Below are 17,231 nucleotides of genomic sequence, written 5' to 3'. Positions count from 1 at the left end.
CATTTTAACAAAATTCAGGCCTATCAAGGCATAAAAGGCACGATAAAAAATAAGGCATGATAAAAAACAGAGAGAAGACTCTATAATCAGCCAATAAAAAAGCCATCTCAATTTGTGAGATGGCTTTTTGACAAGATATTGATTTAAGACAAAACGATGCTTGGTGAGAGTATGCTTAACGCAGTTTTAACGTCATCAAACCCAGAATCACAAGGAGAATGGCAATAATCCAGAACCTTGCCACCACTTGCGTTTCTTTCCAACCAATCTCTTCAAAGTGATGATGCAGTGGCGCCATCCGAAAGACACGTTTTTTGCGTAGTTTATACGAGCCAACCTGTAGCATCACGGACAATGCTTCAGCGACAAACAGACCACCCATAATGGCAAAGGCAATCTCTTGACGAGTCATGACAGCAATCGTACCGAGCATTGCGCCAAGCGCAAGTGCACCCACATCACCCATGAATACTTGTGCAGGATGCGCGTTAAACCACAAGAAGCCAAGACCTGCCCCTATCATCGAGCCACAGACAATAATGACCTCAGAGTTGTAAGGGATATAAGGCACATGCAAGTAATCAGCGAAGCGCACGTCACCTGACACATACGCCATAGCACCCAAACCTGCCGCAACCAATACCACGGGCAAAATAGCTAGACCATCCAAACCATCGGTTAAGTTGACCGCGTTAGAGGCACCATTAATCACAAAATAAGTAAAGATAATAAACCCAATACCAAACGGTACCGCAGAGAATGGAATAATCCAATTCTTAAAGACAGGCAATAGTAAATCCTGCATCTCGCGGGTGGTTGCGATATCTGGCTGTAGCGTGGCGATATAATATAACGACACCCCGACGAACAACGCGCCCATCGATAGCCAAAAATATTTTTTGCGAGCAATCAAGCCTTTCGGGTTTTTATATTTAATCTTCAGCCAATCATCAGCCCAGCCGACTGCGCCAAAGATAATCATGACGATGAGCAAAATCCACACATAAGGATTGTCCAAGCGCGCCCACAGTAAGGTTGATATGCCAATCGCACTCAGAATCAACACCCCACCCATGGTCGGCGTGCCCGTCTTAGCCAAATGCGACTGCGGCCCATCATTACGAATGGCCTGCCCATACTTGAGTGCACGCAAATGCCTAATGACTCGTCCACCGAAGAACATGCTAAAAGTCAGCGCGGTAACAACCGCAAGTAACGCGCGTAGCGTCAATGAAGAAACCGCAGAAAACGGCGTATAATACTGGCCAAGCCAGCTAAATAACCAAACTAACACCGCCTACTCCTCGACTAGCGCATTGATAAGTGTTTCCATTTCCATGGAACGTGAGCCTTTGAACAACACAGTACAAGGCTTCGCTTGTTGCGCTTGCAAATACGGCTGTAAATACTTTAATAAACTGTCTTTATCAGCAAAGGCATGTGCGCTGATATCAGAAATCTCTTTGGCACCTGCCACGGTGTATTCTGCATATTCACCGACACAAAGCAGTACATTGATACCAGTAGTGGCAATGGTACGTCCCAAGCTTTGGTGCTCACTGACTGCCGCATCTCCCAACTCACCAATATCACCCAACACCATGACTTGGGTGCCCGTTTGCGCCGCCAGCACTTTGGCTGCTGCGCGTACCGAATGTGGGTTGGCATTATAAGTATCATCGATAAGACGATGCATACCCATTATCTGACTATTCAAACGACCTTTGGCTGGACGTGCATTTTCTAGCCCAATCACGATGTCACTGACAGCGATATTGAGCGCGTGTGCACAGGCAGCCGCCGCCAAGGCATTATTGACATTATGCTCACCAGCCAGTGGTAAATTAATATCATGAACTTGGCTACCAATATGCAATTTAAATTCGCTGCGTTCAGGCTCGACATCGAGATGACTGGCACTGACGTCAGTATTACCAAAGCCAATCACATGTGACGTATGATTTTCAGCGATACGGCGCAGTTTATTGGTAAAGTCATCCTTGTCAGGGACAATCGCAAACTGCGCATCGGTTAAGGTGCTATAAATCTCTGCTTTGGTTTGGCAGATACCATCACGGCTGCCAAACTCACCCAAATGAGCGGTGCCAATGTTTAGAATACAAGCCACATCAGGCTGTACAATCTCGGTGGTATAAGCAATCTCACCAATGTGATTGGCACCCAGTTCTAGGATGGCATAACGATGATGATCTGATAGTTCGAGCAACATCATTGGCACACCCAAATCATTATTTAGGTTGCCACGGGTAATCAATGTCGGCGCCAGTCTGCCAAAGATACTGCCAAGCATCTCTTTACAGGTGGTTTTACCGCTCGAGCCAGTGATTCCAATTACCGTGAGATTTTGATGCTGCTGGCGGCGATAGGTGGCTAGCTGACCTAACGCTAAGCGCGTGTCACTGACAACCAACTGCGGGATCGTATTTGGATGAACAGTAGAAATAGGCTTTGATACGATAGCAGCGACCGCACCTTGTGATGCGGCCATCTCAATGTAGTCGTGTCCATCGAAATTATCACCACTCAGAGCCAAAAAGATATCACCCGCTTTTATGGTGCGGGTATCGGTAGCGATACGAGTGCTTTTAATATTATGATTTGATTCTACTTGCTCTTCACCCAGCTGCCAGCGCCCATTCACTGCCATTGTTGCCGCAAGCAGATTATCTGCTTGCCAAACATACAGCCCTTGCGACTGAATGATATTATCGTTGTCGGCTGTCATAGTGATTACCTTATATGATGACTACTTATTTTTTATATTAAAATATCAAAACTTATTTGAAAAAATTAAAAAATGGCTTGCAACCGCTGCTATTTATACGCGTCGAGCTTGCGCTAAAGCATGATGCAAAATAACACTGTCATCAAAATCATGACGGACATTATTAATTTCTTGATAGGTCTCATGACCCTTGCCAGCGATGACGACGATATCATCAGCAGCTGCATGATTGACCGCGTATTCGATGGCTGATCGGCGCGTAGGCTCAATATGAGTACGTTGATATTGCTCGGTATTCATCCCCGCTTGCATGTCTTGTAAAATCGCATTTGGGTCTTCGGTACGCGGATTATCTGCCGTCAAAATAACTTTATCTGCACCAGCCAATCCTGCTTGTGCCATCAATGGGCGCTTGCCAGCATCACGGTCACCGCCGCAACCAAACACAGCCCATAGCTGACCTTTACAATGGGTTTTAAGGCTAGCGAGCACCTGACTTAAGGCATCAGGTGTGTGGGCATAATCGACGATAAAACAGCCCTCATTCGACGGCACACGCTGCATACGTCCAACCGCACCTTGTAGCTGCGAGATAACGGCTGCAATGCGCTCCAAACCAATCCCTAGGGCTACAGCAGCGGCAATCGCCGCAAGCAAATTCGCCACATTAAAACGCCCGAGTAAGGGACTGACTATCTCTACACTACCCGCTTTCTCGTTACCGAAATCAGTACGCAGATTAACCTTAACCCCTTGCAAGCTCGGTGCGATTTCAGCGGCGACAAAGGTGGCTGTTTTCGAGGCGTCTAAACTATATGTCCAAACCGTTAAGCCGCTATTGTGCGCCGTATCAAGCATCACCGGCGCGTGCTCGTCGTCGATATTGATAATAGCGTGGGTCAAATCTGGGAAATGTGCTTTATCAAACAGTTTGGCTTTTGCTGCTGCGTACTCTGCCATGTCGGCATGATAATCTAGATGGTCACGGCTTAAGTTGGTATAAATCGCCACTGATACGGGCATACCTTGCAAGCGCTGCTGATCCAGACCGTGCGAGCTGGCTTCCAGTGCTAGGAGCTCAGCGCCTTCTACACCCATTTGATACAAGAACTGCTGGACGGCTAATGCGTCACCTGTGGTATGGCTGGCTGGCTCCAAAGCGCCTAGTCTCCCGTTGCCTGCCGTACCCATTACCGCGCTACTCATACCCGTCAATTGGGTCAATTGTGCGACCAATTGACTGATGGTCGTTTTGCCATTGGTACCCGTCACTGCGACGACCTTTGCCAAGCTTACTGGCTGCTGATACTGCAAACGTGCTTGAATTAAGCTTCCTAAAAAACCACGGATATTGGGCACATATAAAACAGGGCAAGGCAGCGCTGCAAGCTGCTGCTCGGCGCTAGGAGTGCTATCGTCTGTTAGAGAGATATTGGCATGTGGCGGTACATTTGCCTTAGCCATTAACGCGATAGGATCGATTTCCGATAGGATAAAAGCGGCACTTTCAGCAGCTTTTAAAAGATAGCCACGACTTTTTTGGCAGTTTGGTGTGTGGCTTTTTAATAGGACAAACACATCGCTCGGCTCTAGCTGACGACTGTCTAAACAGAACTGCTGAAATGGCATATTAGCAACCGCACTGGTTAGACTTGAATTAGCCTGAGCGAATGGTCTTGGTGTTAATGATTCTTGTATGGTTGACTGGATGATAGGCGGCGATATCAACGCCGTTAATGCCTGCTGCAAATTATCATTATTGCGGTCGCTGGCTTCGAGCAGTTGTTGCAAGCTCACAGTAACGCTGCTTGGCGACATGGTAGACAGGGTCATGGGCAAATCCTAAACAGTTAACACAAATCAAATAATAAATAGCTGAACCAGTAAAAAGCTGACTTCCATAGGCTTACCACTATGGTTATGGGTCTTCCGTTTTTAATGGTTTATCCAAAGGCACATTATATAACCGCAGCGCCTCTTTCATGACGTTATGAAAAACGGGGGCTACTGTTAAACCAGCATAAATCTGACCACGTGGATCTTCGATTAACATCACTCCGACCAGCCTTGGGTTGGATGCTGGCGCCATACCCGCAAAGACGTTGCGATATTGATCGGTATAATAACCGCCTTTTGGATTGATACGCCGTGACGTACCGGTTTTACCAGCGACTCGATAACCATCAATAGCCGCGCCTTTTGCCGTACCGCCAGTTTCGGTGACGCCTTCCATCATTTGCACGATAGACATCGCTTGTTCGTGCGCCATAATGCGTTTACTTGGCTGCGATTTGTCATCTTTGATGAGGGTCAATGGATGCATCACCCCACCTGCTGCTAGCGCTGAATAAGCCTGCGCTACCTGCGCTAATGTCACTTGTATGCCATAGCCATAACTGACTGTCGCCCGTCTTGAAGTTTCTTTTTCTTTTGGTGTGACGACAAGTCCACTTCCTTCACCTGGGAACTGTAGCGGTGTTTTTGCGCCAAAACCAAACTTCTTTTGCATGTTAGTAATGCCATCAGCTGGTAGAGACAACGCAATTTTGGTAGAAGCCACGTTACTGGATTTTTGGATTAGCGTCGCCATATTAATCATCCCCAGATTATTATGGTCACGAATGGTATAACCACGGACGCGAATGGAGCCAGGGTTGGTATCGATCAACGAGGTAGTAGTATATTTACCCGAATCTAAAGCCGCAGCAACCGTGAATGGCTTCATCACCGAACCGGGTTCAAAGACATCAAGAAGTGCACGGTTACGCTGGTTTTCACCAGTCATTTCATTGAGGTTATTAGAATTAAACGATGGCCATGTCGATAGTGCCAATACTTCACCAGTTTGGACATCCACCACCATGCCTGTTGACCAGCGGGCTTTTTGTAAGCGGCCTGCTTTTTCTAACTCTTTATATAGCAAGTACTGCAGACGCGAATCGATGGTCAATGCCACATTTTTGCCTGGCACTTCTGGTTCAACCTGTTTAATCTCTTTAAGACTGTTTTGTTTGGCATCTTTTAACACCAGAACCTTACCATCTTCGCCTGCCAGCTCAGTTTCATACAAACGCTCAACACCAGCACGCCCTTCGTAACCACCGTCAGGGTCACTGGCGTTTTGACCCATAAAGCCCAATAGCTGCGAGTTGGGTTGCGGCTGTGGATAATAACGCTGAAAGAAGTTTTTCTCATACACGCCAGGGAAATCAAGCGAGCTAACACTTTGAGCAATCTCAGGCGTTACTTTATTCAGCAGTGGCAAGTAGTGCGAGCCTGCACCTGATGGTAGTGCCGCTTTGACCGCTGCTTCATCAGTCACATCGATACTATCGTCGATAGCGGTGACTCTTTTTAGCTCGGAGACCGAAATATTGGCGGACGCAGCAAGCTGAGTTAAGTCCATATTATCCAGACGCTTTTGCATACGAGAGATCAGCTGCGGGCTGTTAGGATTGGTAATAATAATCCGCTTGAGCTCGTAATATTCACGCGCGTAATCATGCGGACTAAAGGATACGGTTGCCAGTGGCGCGCTGACCGCGAGAGGCAAGTCATTACGATCGGTAATCATGCCACGATAAGATTTTTGCGTGCGCACGCTGGTAATGAGCTCATTGCCCTTATCTTGATAAAACTGCGCATTGGCCACTTGGAGATAGTAAGCACGACCGATGAGCGCTGCTAAGATAATAAGCGCCAAACCCCAAACGGTACGAAAACGGTTTTTATCTTGTTCAAAACCACCGCGAGAGGAAGCACCCGAAGCCTTACTAGAAAAAACCATCTTACTTTTACGGTTTTTTACACTGGTATAGGCGCCTTGATCCTCATTGTTTTTTAGGCGACCAAACAGCTTGGCTTTGCGATTCTCAGCGGATTTATTGTTCGGTTTGCTGCTCGTTTGACCCGATTTAGCGGCACTAGCACGGCGCAACGGTTTGGTTACCTTGCCGCTGGCTGATTTTTTATTGGTGTTTTTTACTGAGTCTTTACCAGTTTTGGATTTGGACTTTTTCTCACTCATTGTCCTGCCTCCACTAGGTCAGAATTGGTTGCAGCAACCTCAGGAGGTACGACTCCAGCAGTATCATTCGTCGAATCTGTTTCGATAATATCTGAATCATTAGCAGCAACGGTATCTGAACTACTGGAAGAATCAGTCAATGCTACCGCAACCGCTGCCCCCGGTTGAATAATCAGCTTGTCTTTGAGGGTTGGCGAAAACATGCCTAACTCAGCAACCGCACGACTGGCAATTTGCGGCGTCGCACTAAAAGTCTGCTGTTCAATAAGTAGGCGCTGATGTTCTACTTGGAGCTTACGTTCTTGTTTTTTCATGTCTTGCAAGGTTTTATAGTCCTGATGATATTGCTGAACACCTTCAGCAGTTTTGATACCGCTCCATAAAATAGCCGCTGCCAATAGTAATAATATGACCACATAAATACTGACCACATTGAACCGGCGCACGAACAATTCGCCAATATCGGTATTAGGTGGCGGTGCGGTGCGGCGGTTGGTAGGTTTGTCAGATATTGCCATGACGATCTCAAAAAAGTGGAATTCAAAGTATAAAAACGCGATAACGGGTTGTGAGTAATAAAACCCTCATGCGCCATCAACACCCTCAACAAAGGTAAAACCATACAAAAAGGTAACTGCCGAGCCTAGCAGACAATGTTTACAGATTTTTAACAGCTGCGTAAGTATTAAAATAATTAATCATAAACAACTAACAGAAACCGATTAAAAGTATCTACTTAAGATTATTGCGGTAAAAGCCTTCTCATTCTTATGACTCAACATTAGGCAGATAATCGATATCCGTGCGCGTTGCCATGCGTAACCACGCGCTACGCGAACGGGGGTTATGACTTATCTCTGCCTTGCTAGGCCCAACGCGTTTGGGCTTACTGAAATAACGTGGGCGCTTAGGCGGCATTGGCAAATTCTCATCTTCTGGATATTGCCCTTTGCTATGACGCTGCAAAAACTGTTTAATACGGCGGTCTTCTAACGAGTGAAAGCTAATCACGGCCAGCTGTCCACCTGACTTTAAAATTGGAATGCTTTGTTCTAAAAAGTCATCGACATCGCCAAGCTCATTATTAATAAAAATTCGCATGGCCTGAAAGCTTTGGGTAGCTGGATGCTTACCGCGTTGCCAGTTTGGATGCGCGACTTTTATCACTTCTGCCAGCTCAAGCGTGGAGTCATAACTGTCCATCTGTTTAATAGCGCGCGCAATCCGGCGACTATGGCGCTCTTCACCGAACTCATAGAGCACATTGGCTAAAGTTTCATCATCGACCTTTTCCAGCCACTCAGCAACTGACTGTCCACGGCTGGTATCCATGCGCATATCAACTGCACCATCGCGCATAAAGCTAAAACCACGACTGCCGTCATCAATCTGCGGTGATGAAATACCCAAATCTGCCATCAAACCGTCAATTTGCATGATACCCATCGCCGCTAGACTATCGGTCAACGTCGCAAAACTATCATGAACTACTTTTACGCGGCTATCTATACTCGCAAGCTCTTGAGCCACACCAATGGCTGTTGGGTCTTTATCAAAGACAATCAATGTTGCATCATCGGCAAGTTGACTTAATAATAAACGGCTATGACCCCCGCGCCCAAAAGTTGCATCGACGTAGATGCCACTCATTTGTAAACGCTTCTGGCTGTCACTGCTTTGTTCGTCACTGTCTGTTTGCCTTGGTAACGACTTGACACCCAATACCGCGGCAACCGCCTCTTGTAATAATACCGCATCATGAACAAAGCTTAACGCATCAGAGGTCGGTTGTTCTGTCGCAGATTCCTGAGCAGGTTTATTGTCAGAAGCGCTTTCTACAGCAGACGGAATGACCATTGACTCAGAATCATCAGTGGCTGAAGAAGGATTTACTTTAGGATTTGGCGTATTTTTTGGCTTATTATTCAATTTGGACACAAACAACTCAGTAAATGATGACCATTTTGGCCAGTAATAGTAAAAAATCAGATGAAAATAAACAAGTTACAACTTGCCTAACATTATTATCGCAAGGTTACACGGGTAGTCAAGCGCTAGAAGGGCATTTCGTTAAAAATATCCCCTCTTCTGTTATACTAGCGCTATATTTTACGCTATTTTTCAACGTTGACTGCGATTGTTTCAACCGTATTTTTTATTGCCATTTTCCAACGATAACCATATTCTGAGATTTCTATGACACAAATATCTACTACTAACCGCACGCGCCCTGTACGTACTCGCATTGCGCCATCGCCTACGGGCTTTCCTCACGTGGGCACCGCTTATATTGCGCTATTTAATTTAGCCTTTGCTAAAGCTCATGGCGGCGAATTTATTTTACGTATCGAGGACACGGATCAGACACGCTCGACCGAACAATCTGAAAAAATGATTTTGGATGCGCTGCGTTGGGTCGGTCTTGATTGGGCAGAAGGTCCAGACATCGGTGGACCGCATGCGCCATACCGTCAAAGCGAGCGTAGTAACATTTATAAAAAACACGCTGAGCAGCTGATAGAAAACGACCATGCGTTTCGTTGTTTCTGTAGCAGTGAAGAGCTAGATGCGATGCGTGCTGAACAAATGGCCAATGGCGAAACGCCGCGTTACGATGGCCGCTGCGCCCATTTAGCTCCAGAGAAAACAGAGCAATTAATCGCTGAGGGCAAGCCACACGTGATTCGTATGCGCGTGCCAACCGAAGGTAACTGTCAGGTGCATGACATGCTACGCGGCACAGTTGAGATTCCTTGGACGCAAGTCGATATGCAGGTGCTGCTAAAAACTGACGGTATGCCCACTTATCATTTAGCCAACGTCGTTGATGACCATTTGATGGACATCAGTCACGTCATGCGCGGTGAAGAGTGGCTTAACTCTGCGCCGAAACACCAGCTACTTTATGAGTATTTTGGTTGGGAGATGCCAGTATTGTGCCACATGCCATTACTGCGTAACCCAGATAAATCAAAATTGTCTAAACGTAAAAACCCAACTTCTATCACCTACTATCGTGATGCTGGCGTGCTACCTGAAGCCTTGCTTAATTACCTTGGTCGTATGGGCTACTCAATGCCTGATGAAGCTGAGCAATTTACCTTGGATGAGATGATTGCCAGCTTTGATATTCAGCGCGTGTCACTTGGCGGTCCTATCTTCGATATCGAAAAGCTTAATTGGCTCAATGCTGAGTGGCTACGCGAGCTGACGCCTGAACAGCTAAAGAATAAAATCCTCGACTGGGCCAGTGACAGCGATAAATTAACTGCTATCGCCGCCGCTATTCAACCTCGTATCGAGTTGCTGTCTGATGCGGTTAATTGGAGTGGCTTTTACTTCCAAAACTTACCTGATATCAATGCCGAAAGCTTTACCCATAAATCACTCGCCCCTGAGCAAATTATTGAGATGCTACAACTGGCATTGTGGCAGCTAGAAACCTTGCCAACATGGTCAGAAGAAAATATCTACGCCACACTAAAAGGCCTTGCCGCGCATCTCGATATCAAGATGCGTGATTTTATGGCACCGTTCTTTATCGCTATCGCTGGTAGCACCTCATCGACGCCAGTCATGAACTCGATGGCTATTATTGGCGCGGACATGACCCTAACACGCTTGCGTCATGCGGTTGACGTATTAGGCGGTTTGGGTAAAAAGAAACTTAAAAAGCTTGAGAAACAAGCAGCAACGTTGCCAGATTTCTTAGCTACTGAATAATTCTTAACTTGTTAATTAACAACATGATTAGAAAGTAAAAAAAAGGGGTCAGGCTAATACTGCCCCCTTTTACGTTACTCCTAGCATTTTCATAATGATACTGATTGTTTATTGAATACATAAAACAGGAAATAAATATGGCCGCCAAAACCGTCACCATAGAAAGTAAAGATCATGTCTTTAACACACTAAAAGAAGCACAGAAATACTATGGAGCAATCGTAAAAGAGCTTTATGACGCAAAGCTCACTCTGACCACAGGTCAGGACTTTGAAGATTTAAAATGGATATACAGCACCTATTGCCAATATACAAAACATAAGCTAGATCGGTTAGATGCGTGCAACATAATTGGCTTTAAGGGTATCAGCACAGTACAACAAAAGGGCGGACAATATATCCCCACTGAGTGTTGCGCAGTACTTTTCTCCGATGACAGCTCTAATGATACGGAAGAAGAGTTTTTCACTGATAAAGCCATTAAAGAGATCGCCCTTAAGCAAAATCCACGTTAATTTAGAATCATAACGAAGATAAAATAGATTTAAATGCTTTTTTTAGTAGTTTTATCAATTATTTTGAAAATAGCAGTTGACAAGACTGCCGCACTTACATAAAATACGCACACTCTTAGCGAGGGGCTATAGCTCAGTTGGTAGAGCACTTGCATGGCATGCAAGGGGTCAACGGTTCGACTCCGTTTAGCTCCACCATACTATTTATCATAAAGCTCAGTTTACTGAAACTTGAAAATAAATACTCGCTAGTAGAACGATATCAGCACCTAGGCACGGCTTGCTCTATTATTAATAGATAAGTTCTCTGATATTGTGAAGTACCGTTGTAACCGCTTGGTTATAACACTCTATGCGTCCCCATCGTCTAGAGGCCTAGGACACCGCCCTTTCACGGCGGTAACGGGGGTTCGAATCCCCCTGGGGACGCCACTATTCGGCGTTACTTATTAGCACTTTTGCTTAGCACCTTTAAACATTAGATTAGACTAATAAGCGAACAATAAAAAAGCCCAGTCATCATACGGTGACTGGGCTTTTTTATGTCTGTTATTTCCGAAAACGGCTATTAATGCTGTATAAGCCATCAGGAATATTGATAACATGTAGAAGCTCTCTAGCTCTCTATAACATAAGAACAATTAAGGCTATCACAAGGAAGTATTGGCTATGTTTGGTATTGAAAATTATCTAGGGTTTATCATGGCAGCCATTTTGTTAAACCTAACCCCTGGCACCGATAGCATGTATATCATCACCCGTAGCATCTCACACGGTCGCCAAGCAGGGTTTTATTCCGTACTAGGTATTATCTCAGGTATTTTAGTGCATACCTTGTTGGCAGCGCTGGGCTTGTCCATTATATTGGCCAACTCCCCACTGGCATTTATGATCGTCAAATACATTGGTGCCAGTTACTTGTGCTATTTGGGCGTCAAAATGCTAATGGCTAAACAGCAGCCCTTGATAGCCAGTCATTTGCAAGAAAATGGAAAACCGGCACCTACTAAGTCTTTAGATCATTGGCAAATATACAAACAAGGCTTACTAACCAATACCTTTAATCCAAAAGTCGCTTTATTTTTCTTGGCATTCTTTCCGCAGTTTATCGACGCCAGTTATGCTTATAGCATGTTGTCATTTATCGTTTTGGGATTGACCTTTGCTATTACTGGCTTTATATGGTGCTTTTGTTTGGCGCTATTGGCATCGAAATTCAGTGAAAACCTAAGAAAAAATCCATCTATCGAGGTCGTTTTAAATAAGATAAGCGGTGTGGTGTTTATTGGTTTGGGAATTAAGCTGTTGACTGAAAAAGGTTGAATGTTTTCTTAGTTTTTTAAAGCCTGTATATAGAGCACTCTGCCCTATTCATTTCGAGCAGCGATTAGACTTCATGTTTTAACCCCACTATACTCACTGCCAATGAATCAGCTTAAAAACAGGGATAAACAGGTAGTTCTATGACTTTTTTAAAAATATTCTCAGCAATTCTCGGTATCACTGTATTAATAGGCTCTATTTACCTCATCAATGATAGTACGGTTACTGTTGACTCTGTTGCCTGTGACGTCTCTAATGATAATGACATTGTTTTATACGGTGCTGTCTGGTGCCCATATTGCGAGCAGACTAGACAGTTGCTCGCCTCGCACAATGTTGACTATTGCGAATACGATATCGAGCGCTCTGCTGAGGGCTTTCGACAATACGAAAGCCTAGGCGGTGGCGGTGTGCCTCTGCTGTTATTTAATGATGAAGTGATTCGAGGCTACAATAAACCTGCTATTGAGTTACAGGTGAAAAACCAGTAAAGCACCTCATGATATAGACAACTATTCGATGGACGGCACGTCGATTGCCAAGCCTAAAATTTGCATTATAAAAGTCTCGCTTAAACACAAAAAGCCCAATCCCTTATTTTACTGGGATTGGGCTTCTTTTTATACTCAGTCTACTTAACCATTATGCAGCGTTTTTACTGTCCGCAGCTAACTGACGTAGCACATAGTGCAATACACCGCCGTGACGCACGTATTCACGCTCTTTTGGGGTCTGCAAACCAACGTTGACCTCAAAGCTTTCGCTTGAGCCATCAGCACGAGTAGCGGTAACTTTAGCCGTTTTGCTTTCGCCATTGTCGAGACCAGTGATACTCATGACTTCTGAACCATCGAGCTTATAGGTTTCAGCGTTTTCGCCCTCTTTAAAGGTCAATGGCAGTACGCCCATGCCAACTAGGTTCGAGCGGTGAATACGCTCAAACGAGCTGGTCAACACTGCTTTTACACCTAGCAAAATAGTTCCTTTGGCTGCCCAATCACGGCTAGAGCCAGAGCCATATTCTGCACCGCCAAGCACCACTAGCGGACGCTTGTCTTCTTTATACTTCATCGCCGCATCATAGATAGCCATCTCTTTACCGTCTTCAAGCTTGTCATTATCGCCTGCGAAGTAATAAGTATAGCCACCCTCTTTACCACCCATCATAGTATTTTTGATACGGATATTGGCAAAGGTGCCGCGTGTCATGACTGCATCGTTACCACGGCGTGAGCCATAGCTGTTGAAGTCGGCTTCCATCACACCACGCTCTTGCAAGTATTTACCTGCAGGAGAATCTGCATCGATATTACCCGCTGGTGAGATGTGGTCAGTAGTGATCGAATCACCGAATAGACCTAAGATACGTGCGCCTTCGATATCGAGGATACCTTCTGGCTCCATAGTCATACCATCAAAGAACGGTGGGTTTTTGATATAAGTAGATTCTTCGTCCCAAGGATATAATTGACTATCAGCTGAGCTAATGGCGTTCCATGCTGCACTACCGTCAAATACTTCACCGTAGTTTTTGCGGAACATCTCTGCATCGATATTATTGGCAATCAGCTCATTGATTTCATCCGACGTTGGCCAGATGTCTTTAAGATAGACATCATTACCGTCTTGATCTTGTCCGAGTGGATGGGTGGTCAAATCAATATCGACCGTACCTGCCAGCGCATAAGCGACAACCAATGGTGGTGAAGCCAAATAACTGGCCTTGACGTGCGAGTGGATACGACCTTCAAAGTTACGGTTACCTGATAGTACCGCCGCAGCAACTAGATCATTATCTTCGATGCCTTTTTCGATCGACTCTAACAGTGGCCCTGAGTTACCGATACAGGTGGTACAACCATAACCCACTAAGTAAAAGCCTGTTTTTTCTAACTCATCCATTAGCTTGGTTTTTTCAAGATAATCGGTGACTACTTTAGAGCCAGGCGCTAATGACGTTTTGACCCAAGGCTTGGCCTTTAGACCTTTCGCAGCGGCTTTTTTCGCCACCAAACCTGCACCAATCATAACCGCAGGGTTTGAGGTGTTGGTACAAGAAGTAATCGCAGCAATGACCACTGCACCATCACGCAGCTTATGTTCATCCTCATCTATATTAACGGTAGAAAAAGCACTGTGTTCAGCATGTCTCACATCATTGACGTCAAACGGGGTATTTTCTGCAGCATTATTAGGTTTCGCCGCTAGTCTTTCTGCTTGCTCTTGCTCACCGCCTTCTTCGTCAAAACGCTCTTTGCCTTTTATTTCTGACTTACGATCCTTAGTCATTTTCTCTAGCGTTTCACCAAACTTGTCGTACATATCTGATAGATTAATACGCTGTTGTGGCAAATTAGGACCAGCAAGCGCTGGTTGTACTGATGATAAATCCAACTCTAGCTTACTTGAATAAGTCGCAACTGGCGTGTCAGCATCGTGCCATAGACCTTGCGCTTTGGCATATTTTTCGACCAGTTTAATTTGCGCTTCGTCACGTCCAGATAGGCGCAGATAATCAATCGCCATTTGGTCAATTGGGAAGATACCGCAAGTCGCACCATACTCTGGCGACATATTGGCAATCGTGGCACGATCTGCTAACGGCATGCTGTGCAAACCTTCGCCAAAGAATTCGACGAATTTACCAACGACACCATGGGCACGTAACATCTCAACCACACGCAATACTAAATCCGTCGCGGTGACGCCTTCCGTTAGCTTGCCAGTCAGCTCAAAACCAACCACTTGTGGAATCAGCATCGATGACGGTTGACCCAGCATTGCGGCTTCGGCTTCGATACCACCTACACCCCAACCGAGTACACCAATACCATTAATCATCGTGGTGTGACTGTCCGTACCGAATACCGTATCAGGATATGCCGTCAGTTCACCATCGACATCAGCAGCCATCACCACACGTGCTAAATACTCAAGGTTTACCTGATGCACAATACCAGTGGCTGGTGGGACGACAACGAAGTTTTTAAACGCATTGCGACCCCAATGCAAGAATTCATAACGCTCATTGTTACGCTTAAATTCAATTTTCTCATTCAAATCTAGCGCGTCTTCACGGCCATAAGCGTCAACCTGCACGGAATGGTCAACGACCAATTCACTAGGAATAAACGGATTAATTTGCTCGGCTTTACCGCCCAGCTCAACGACCGCATCGCGCATGGCTGCTAAATCCACCACTGATGGTACGCCTGTGAAATCTTGCAACACAACACGCGCTGGCATGAAGGCAATTTCTTTTGATGATTCTGCGCCCGCATCCCAATTAGCCACGGCTTCGATATGGTTTTTGCCGACAGACTGGCCATCATCTTCATTACGTAATAGATTCTCTAAGACGATTTTCATGCAGAATGGCAGTTTATTGATGTTCTCATAGGTTTCAGCCAACTTTGGCAGGCTATAATAGGCATGTTCCTTGCCATCAACCGAGATAGTGTCTTTTACATTAAAAATATCACTCATGGTAGCTTCCTTATCTACATTTTGAAATTTAAGTAGAGATTGTTATGAATTTATCGTTATAACAGGTGGCTAAATGCTTGTTTTTTATCGTGGTATTTATTGTTCGTTTTTACTTTTTTTACTTAAAAGATTTACTCTTAAATTTATTAAAAAATAAGTATAATCAGTTCAGCTATCAACCGCGTCCTCTTACCATAGCAAACCTAGGCTGCTTTGTTAACAACCAGACGTTGACAAATCGTGGCACAATCGTAAACGCGACAATGGTTTAGGAGTTGATTGACAGGTACTTTAATTCTACCTTAACTTTTATTTTTTTGGCGACGGCCACTACGAAAAACTTGGCTGTCATCATAAAAACTAGGATTGGCATTTTCAGCCCAAAAGTGCGGCACTCCCAAAATCGGCAATGGCGACAGTTTACGCGGCGTGACATCATGTCGTGACAATAATATATCCATATAGTCAGCGACTTGATTATCCAAATACTGCATACGCTGAGACAATGATAAAGCAAAGAAATCTTGCGTTACATTTATCACGATACTATGCGCACATAACGGCTTACGTGGCTGTAGGAGCTTTTCTAGCAATGCATGACCAAAAATATAAACCGCCGCCTTAGCATTATTTTTATCGTCTGCGCTTATTTGTTTCGGATTATCCCACTGCGCACGTGGCGCAACCAAGCTCGTTTGCCAATCAAAATCAATCAGTGCTTCACCGATGCTCGGTTCGGCTGTCACCAGTATCGCCCCATTCTCATCAAATACGGTGATGGTATCGCGAACACGCCCCCGACTACCACCAATGCCTTGCTCTGCGATTTCGAGCATATGATAGTAGTTGAGCAGCGCTTTGGTCTTTGGAAAAGTAAGCCAAATACTGCCATTAAATAAATCATGCAAATTATCACGCGTCGGAATATTGCCAGTGGTGCCGATAAAACTCTCGTACGCCTCACCTTCTGGCAGCGCATTTTGCGAGACAAATTCTAAAGTTTTAGCTTGATTGTTTAGCGTAGGTTTGGTGGTTGGCAGTTCTATTTGCGTGTGGCTACTTTGCTGGTTGAATGCTTTGTTTAATACACCAGCGATTACATCTATTGATGGACCGTCATACGCCGCATTGTTCTTTTGTTCATTTAGCGTACTCATGCCTTTAACGGCCTCGCTGATATCTTTTAATTGATTTAAATGACGCAGCCACGGTGCTTGCCAGTCAATTTGAGCAAAGATTTTATCAAGCTTACCATCAGACATGGGCAAACTATTCGAATCAGCATAGAAATGGGGTTTGATGGGTAGATCACTGGCAGTCATAGCAATTATCTCTGTTAGACGTATGGCCGCTCTATGGTATCATGGTGCGCTTTTTTACTGCTAGACAAGCGGCTCGAAATGAACGTTTC

At 45.1% G+C, this 17,231-nt stretch carries 12 protein-coding genes and 2 tRNA genes; 6 read left to right on the top strand and 8 right to left on the bottom strand.

What is annotated here, in order from left to right; all coding sequences use genetic code 11:
• Positions 1-175 precede the first annotated feature (175 nt).
• The 6 genes from mraY to rsmH all read right to left on the bottom strand — a co-directional run bounded on the left by mraY (position 176) and on the right by rsmH (position 8,711).
• Complete coding sequence (gene mraY / locus EI161_RS01730; protein WP_192528835.1) at positions 176-1,294, bottom strand: phospho-N-acetylmuramoyl-pentapeptide-transferase; 1,119 nt, start codon at positions 1,292-1,294, stop codon at positions 176-178.
• Positions 1,295-1,297: 3 nt separating this feature from the next.
• A complete protein-coding gene (locus EI161_RS01725; RefSeq protein WP_192528834.1) occupies positions 1,298-2,746 on the bottom strand; it encodes a UDP-N-acetylmuramoyl-tripeptide--D-alanyl-D-alanine ligase in 1,449 nt (482 codons plus the stop codon).
• A 93-nt stretch (positions 2,747-2,839) separates the two neighbouring features.
• Positions 2,840-4,579, bottom strand: coding sequence for a UDP-N-acetylmuramoyl-L-alanyl-D-glutamate--2,6-diaminopimelate ligase (locus tag EI161_RS01720; RefSeq protein ID WP_192524598.1), 1,740 nt, complete (start codon positions 4,577-4,579; stop codon positions 2,840-2,842).
• Positions 4,580-4,664: 85 nt separating this feature from the next.
• Entirely contained in the window at positions 4,665-6,773 is a 2,109-nt protein-coding gene (locus tag EI161_RS01715; protein ID WP_192524597.1) for a peptidoglycan D,D-transpeptidase FtsI family protein, read from the bottom strand.
• Positions 6,770-7,291 (bottom strand): cell division protein FtsL, encoded by a 522-nt coding sequence (locus EI161_RS01710; RefSeq protein WP_192524596.1) that lies wholly within the window; start codon positions 7,289-7,291, stop codon positions 6,770-6,772. Before EI161_RS01710 ends, EI161_RS01715 begins: the two co-directional genes overlap by 4 nt.
• Positions 7,292-7,541: 250 nt before the next feature.
• Entirely contained in the window at positions 7,542-8,711 is a 1,170-nt protein-coding gene (rsmH, locus tag EI161_RS01705) for a 16S rRNA (cytosine(1402)-N(4))-methyltransferase RsmH (RefSeq protein ID WP_318779295.1), read from the bottom strand.
• A gap of 258 nt (positions 8,712-8,969) precedes the next feature.
• Between rsmH and gltX the strand changes: the two genes are divergently transcribed.
• The 6 genes from gltX (at position 8,970) to EI161_RS01675 (ending at position 12,825) form a co-directional block, all read left to right on the top strand.
• Positions 8,970-10,496: a glutamate--tRNA ligase gene (gltX, locus tag EI161_RS01700; protein ID WP_192523591.1), complete on the top strand. Its 1,527-nt coding sequence runs from the start codon at positions 8,970-8,972 to the stop codon at positions 10,494-10,496.
• A gap of 137 nt (positions 10,497-10,633) precedes the next feature.
• Positions 10,634-11,011, top strand: coding sequence for a hypothetical protein (locus tag EI161_RS01695; RefSeq protein WP_192523592.1), 378 nt, complete (start codon positions 10,634-10,636; stop codon positions 11,009-11,011).
• 122 nt (positions 11,012-11,133) lie between these two features.
• A tRNA-Ala gene (locus tag EI161_RS01690) sits at positions 11,134-11,209 on the top strand.
• Positions 11,210-11,367: 158 nt separating this feature from the next.
• A tRNA-Glu gene (locus tag EI161_RS01685) sits at positions 11,368-11,443 on the top strand.
• Between the two features lie 237 nt (positions 11,444-11,680).
• Positions 11,681-12,334 carry a LysE family translocator gene (locus EI161_RS01680; RefSeq protein WP_192523593.1) on the top strand — a complete coding sequence of 218 codons (654 nt, stop codon included), beginning with the start codon at positions 11,681-11,683 and terminating at the stop codon, positions 12,332-12,334.
• Positions 12,335-12,474: 140 nt separating this feature from the next.
• Positions 12,475-12,825 carry a glutaredoxin family protein gene (locus EI161_RS01675; protein ID WP_192523594.1) on the top strand — a complete coding sequence of 117 codons (351 nt, stop codon included), beginning with the start codon at positions 12,475-12,477 and terminating at the stop codon, positions 12,823-12,825.
• A 151-nt stretch (positions 12,826-12,976) separates the two neighbouring features.
• On the opposite strand, the gene EI161_RS01670 is transcribed toward EI161_RS01675, so the two are convergent.
• Together EI161_RS01670 and EI161_RS01665 are read right to left on the bottom strand one after the other, a co-directional pair.
• The gene (locus EI161_RS01670; protein ID WP_192528833.1) at positions 12,977-15,820 is read right to left on the bottom strand and encodes an aconitate hydratase; all 2,844 of its coding nucleotides are present in this window, start codon (positions 15,818-15,820) and stop codon (positions 12,977-12,979) included.
• A gap of 302 nt (positions 15,821-16,122) precedes the next feature.
• Complete coding sequence (locus tag EI161_RS01665) at positions 16,123-17,142, bottom strand: DUF3025 domain-containing protein (RefSeq protein ID WP_192523596.1); 1,020 nt, start codon at positions 17,140-17,142, stop codon at positions 16,123-16,125.
• Positions 17,143-17,231: the final 89 nt, after the last annotated feature.

This window comes from Psychrobacter sp. FME5 (genome assembly GCF_014861375.1).
Lineage (GTDB): Bacteria > Pseudomonadota > Gammaproteobacteria > Pseudomonadales > Moraxellaceae > Psychrobacter.
The sequence above is the reverse complement of the archived record's forward strand: the minus strand, read 5'-3'. Positions and strand labels throughout refer to the sequence as shown.

What these genes read in the sequence shown, in the direction of transcription:
- gltX (WP_192523591.1), top strand. Translation starts at nt 8,970, where the DNA reads ATGACACAAATATCTACTACTAACCGCACGCGCCCTGTACGTACTCGC.
- EI161_RS01675 (WP_192523594.1), top strand. Translation starts at nt 12,475, where the DNA reads ATGACTTTTTTAAAAATATTCTCAGCAATTCTCGGTATCACTGTATTA.
- EI161_RS01720 (WP_192524598.1), bottom strand. Translation starts at nt 4,579, where the DNA reads ATGACCCTGTCTACCATGTCGCCAAGCAGCGTTACTGTGAGCTTGCAA.
- EI161_RS01680 (WP_192523593.1), top strand. Translation starts at nt 11,681, where the DNA reads ATGTTTGGTATTGAAAATTATCTAGGGTTTATCATGGCAGCCATTTTG.
- EI161_RS01710 (WP_192524596.1), bottom strand. Translation starts at nt 7,291, where the DNA reads ATGGCAATATCTGACAAACCTACCAACCGCCGCACCGCACCGCCACCT.
- EI161_RS01670 (WP_192528833.1), bottom strand. Translation starts at nt 15,820, where the DNA reads ATGAGTGATATTTTTAATGTAAAAGACACTATCTCGGTTGATGGCAAG.
- EI161_RS01725 (WP_192528834.1), bottom strand. Translation starts at nt 2,746, where the DNA reads ATGACAGCCGACAACGATAATATCATTCAGTCGCAAGGGCTGTATGTT.
- EI161_RS01665 (WP_192523596.1), bottom strand. Translation starts at nt 17,142, where the DNA reads ATGACTGCCAGTGATCTACCCATCAAACCCCATTTCTATGCTGATTCG.
- EI161_RS01715 (WP_192524597.1), bottom strand. Translation starts at nt 6,773, where the DNA reads ATGAGTGAGAAAAAGTCCAAATCCAAAACTGGTAAAGACTCAGTAAAA.
- EI161_RS01695 (WP_192523592.1), top strand. Translation starts at nt 10,634, where the DNA reads ATGGCCGCCAAAACCGTCACCATAGAAAGTAAAGATCATGTCTTTAAC.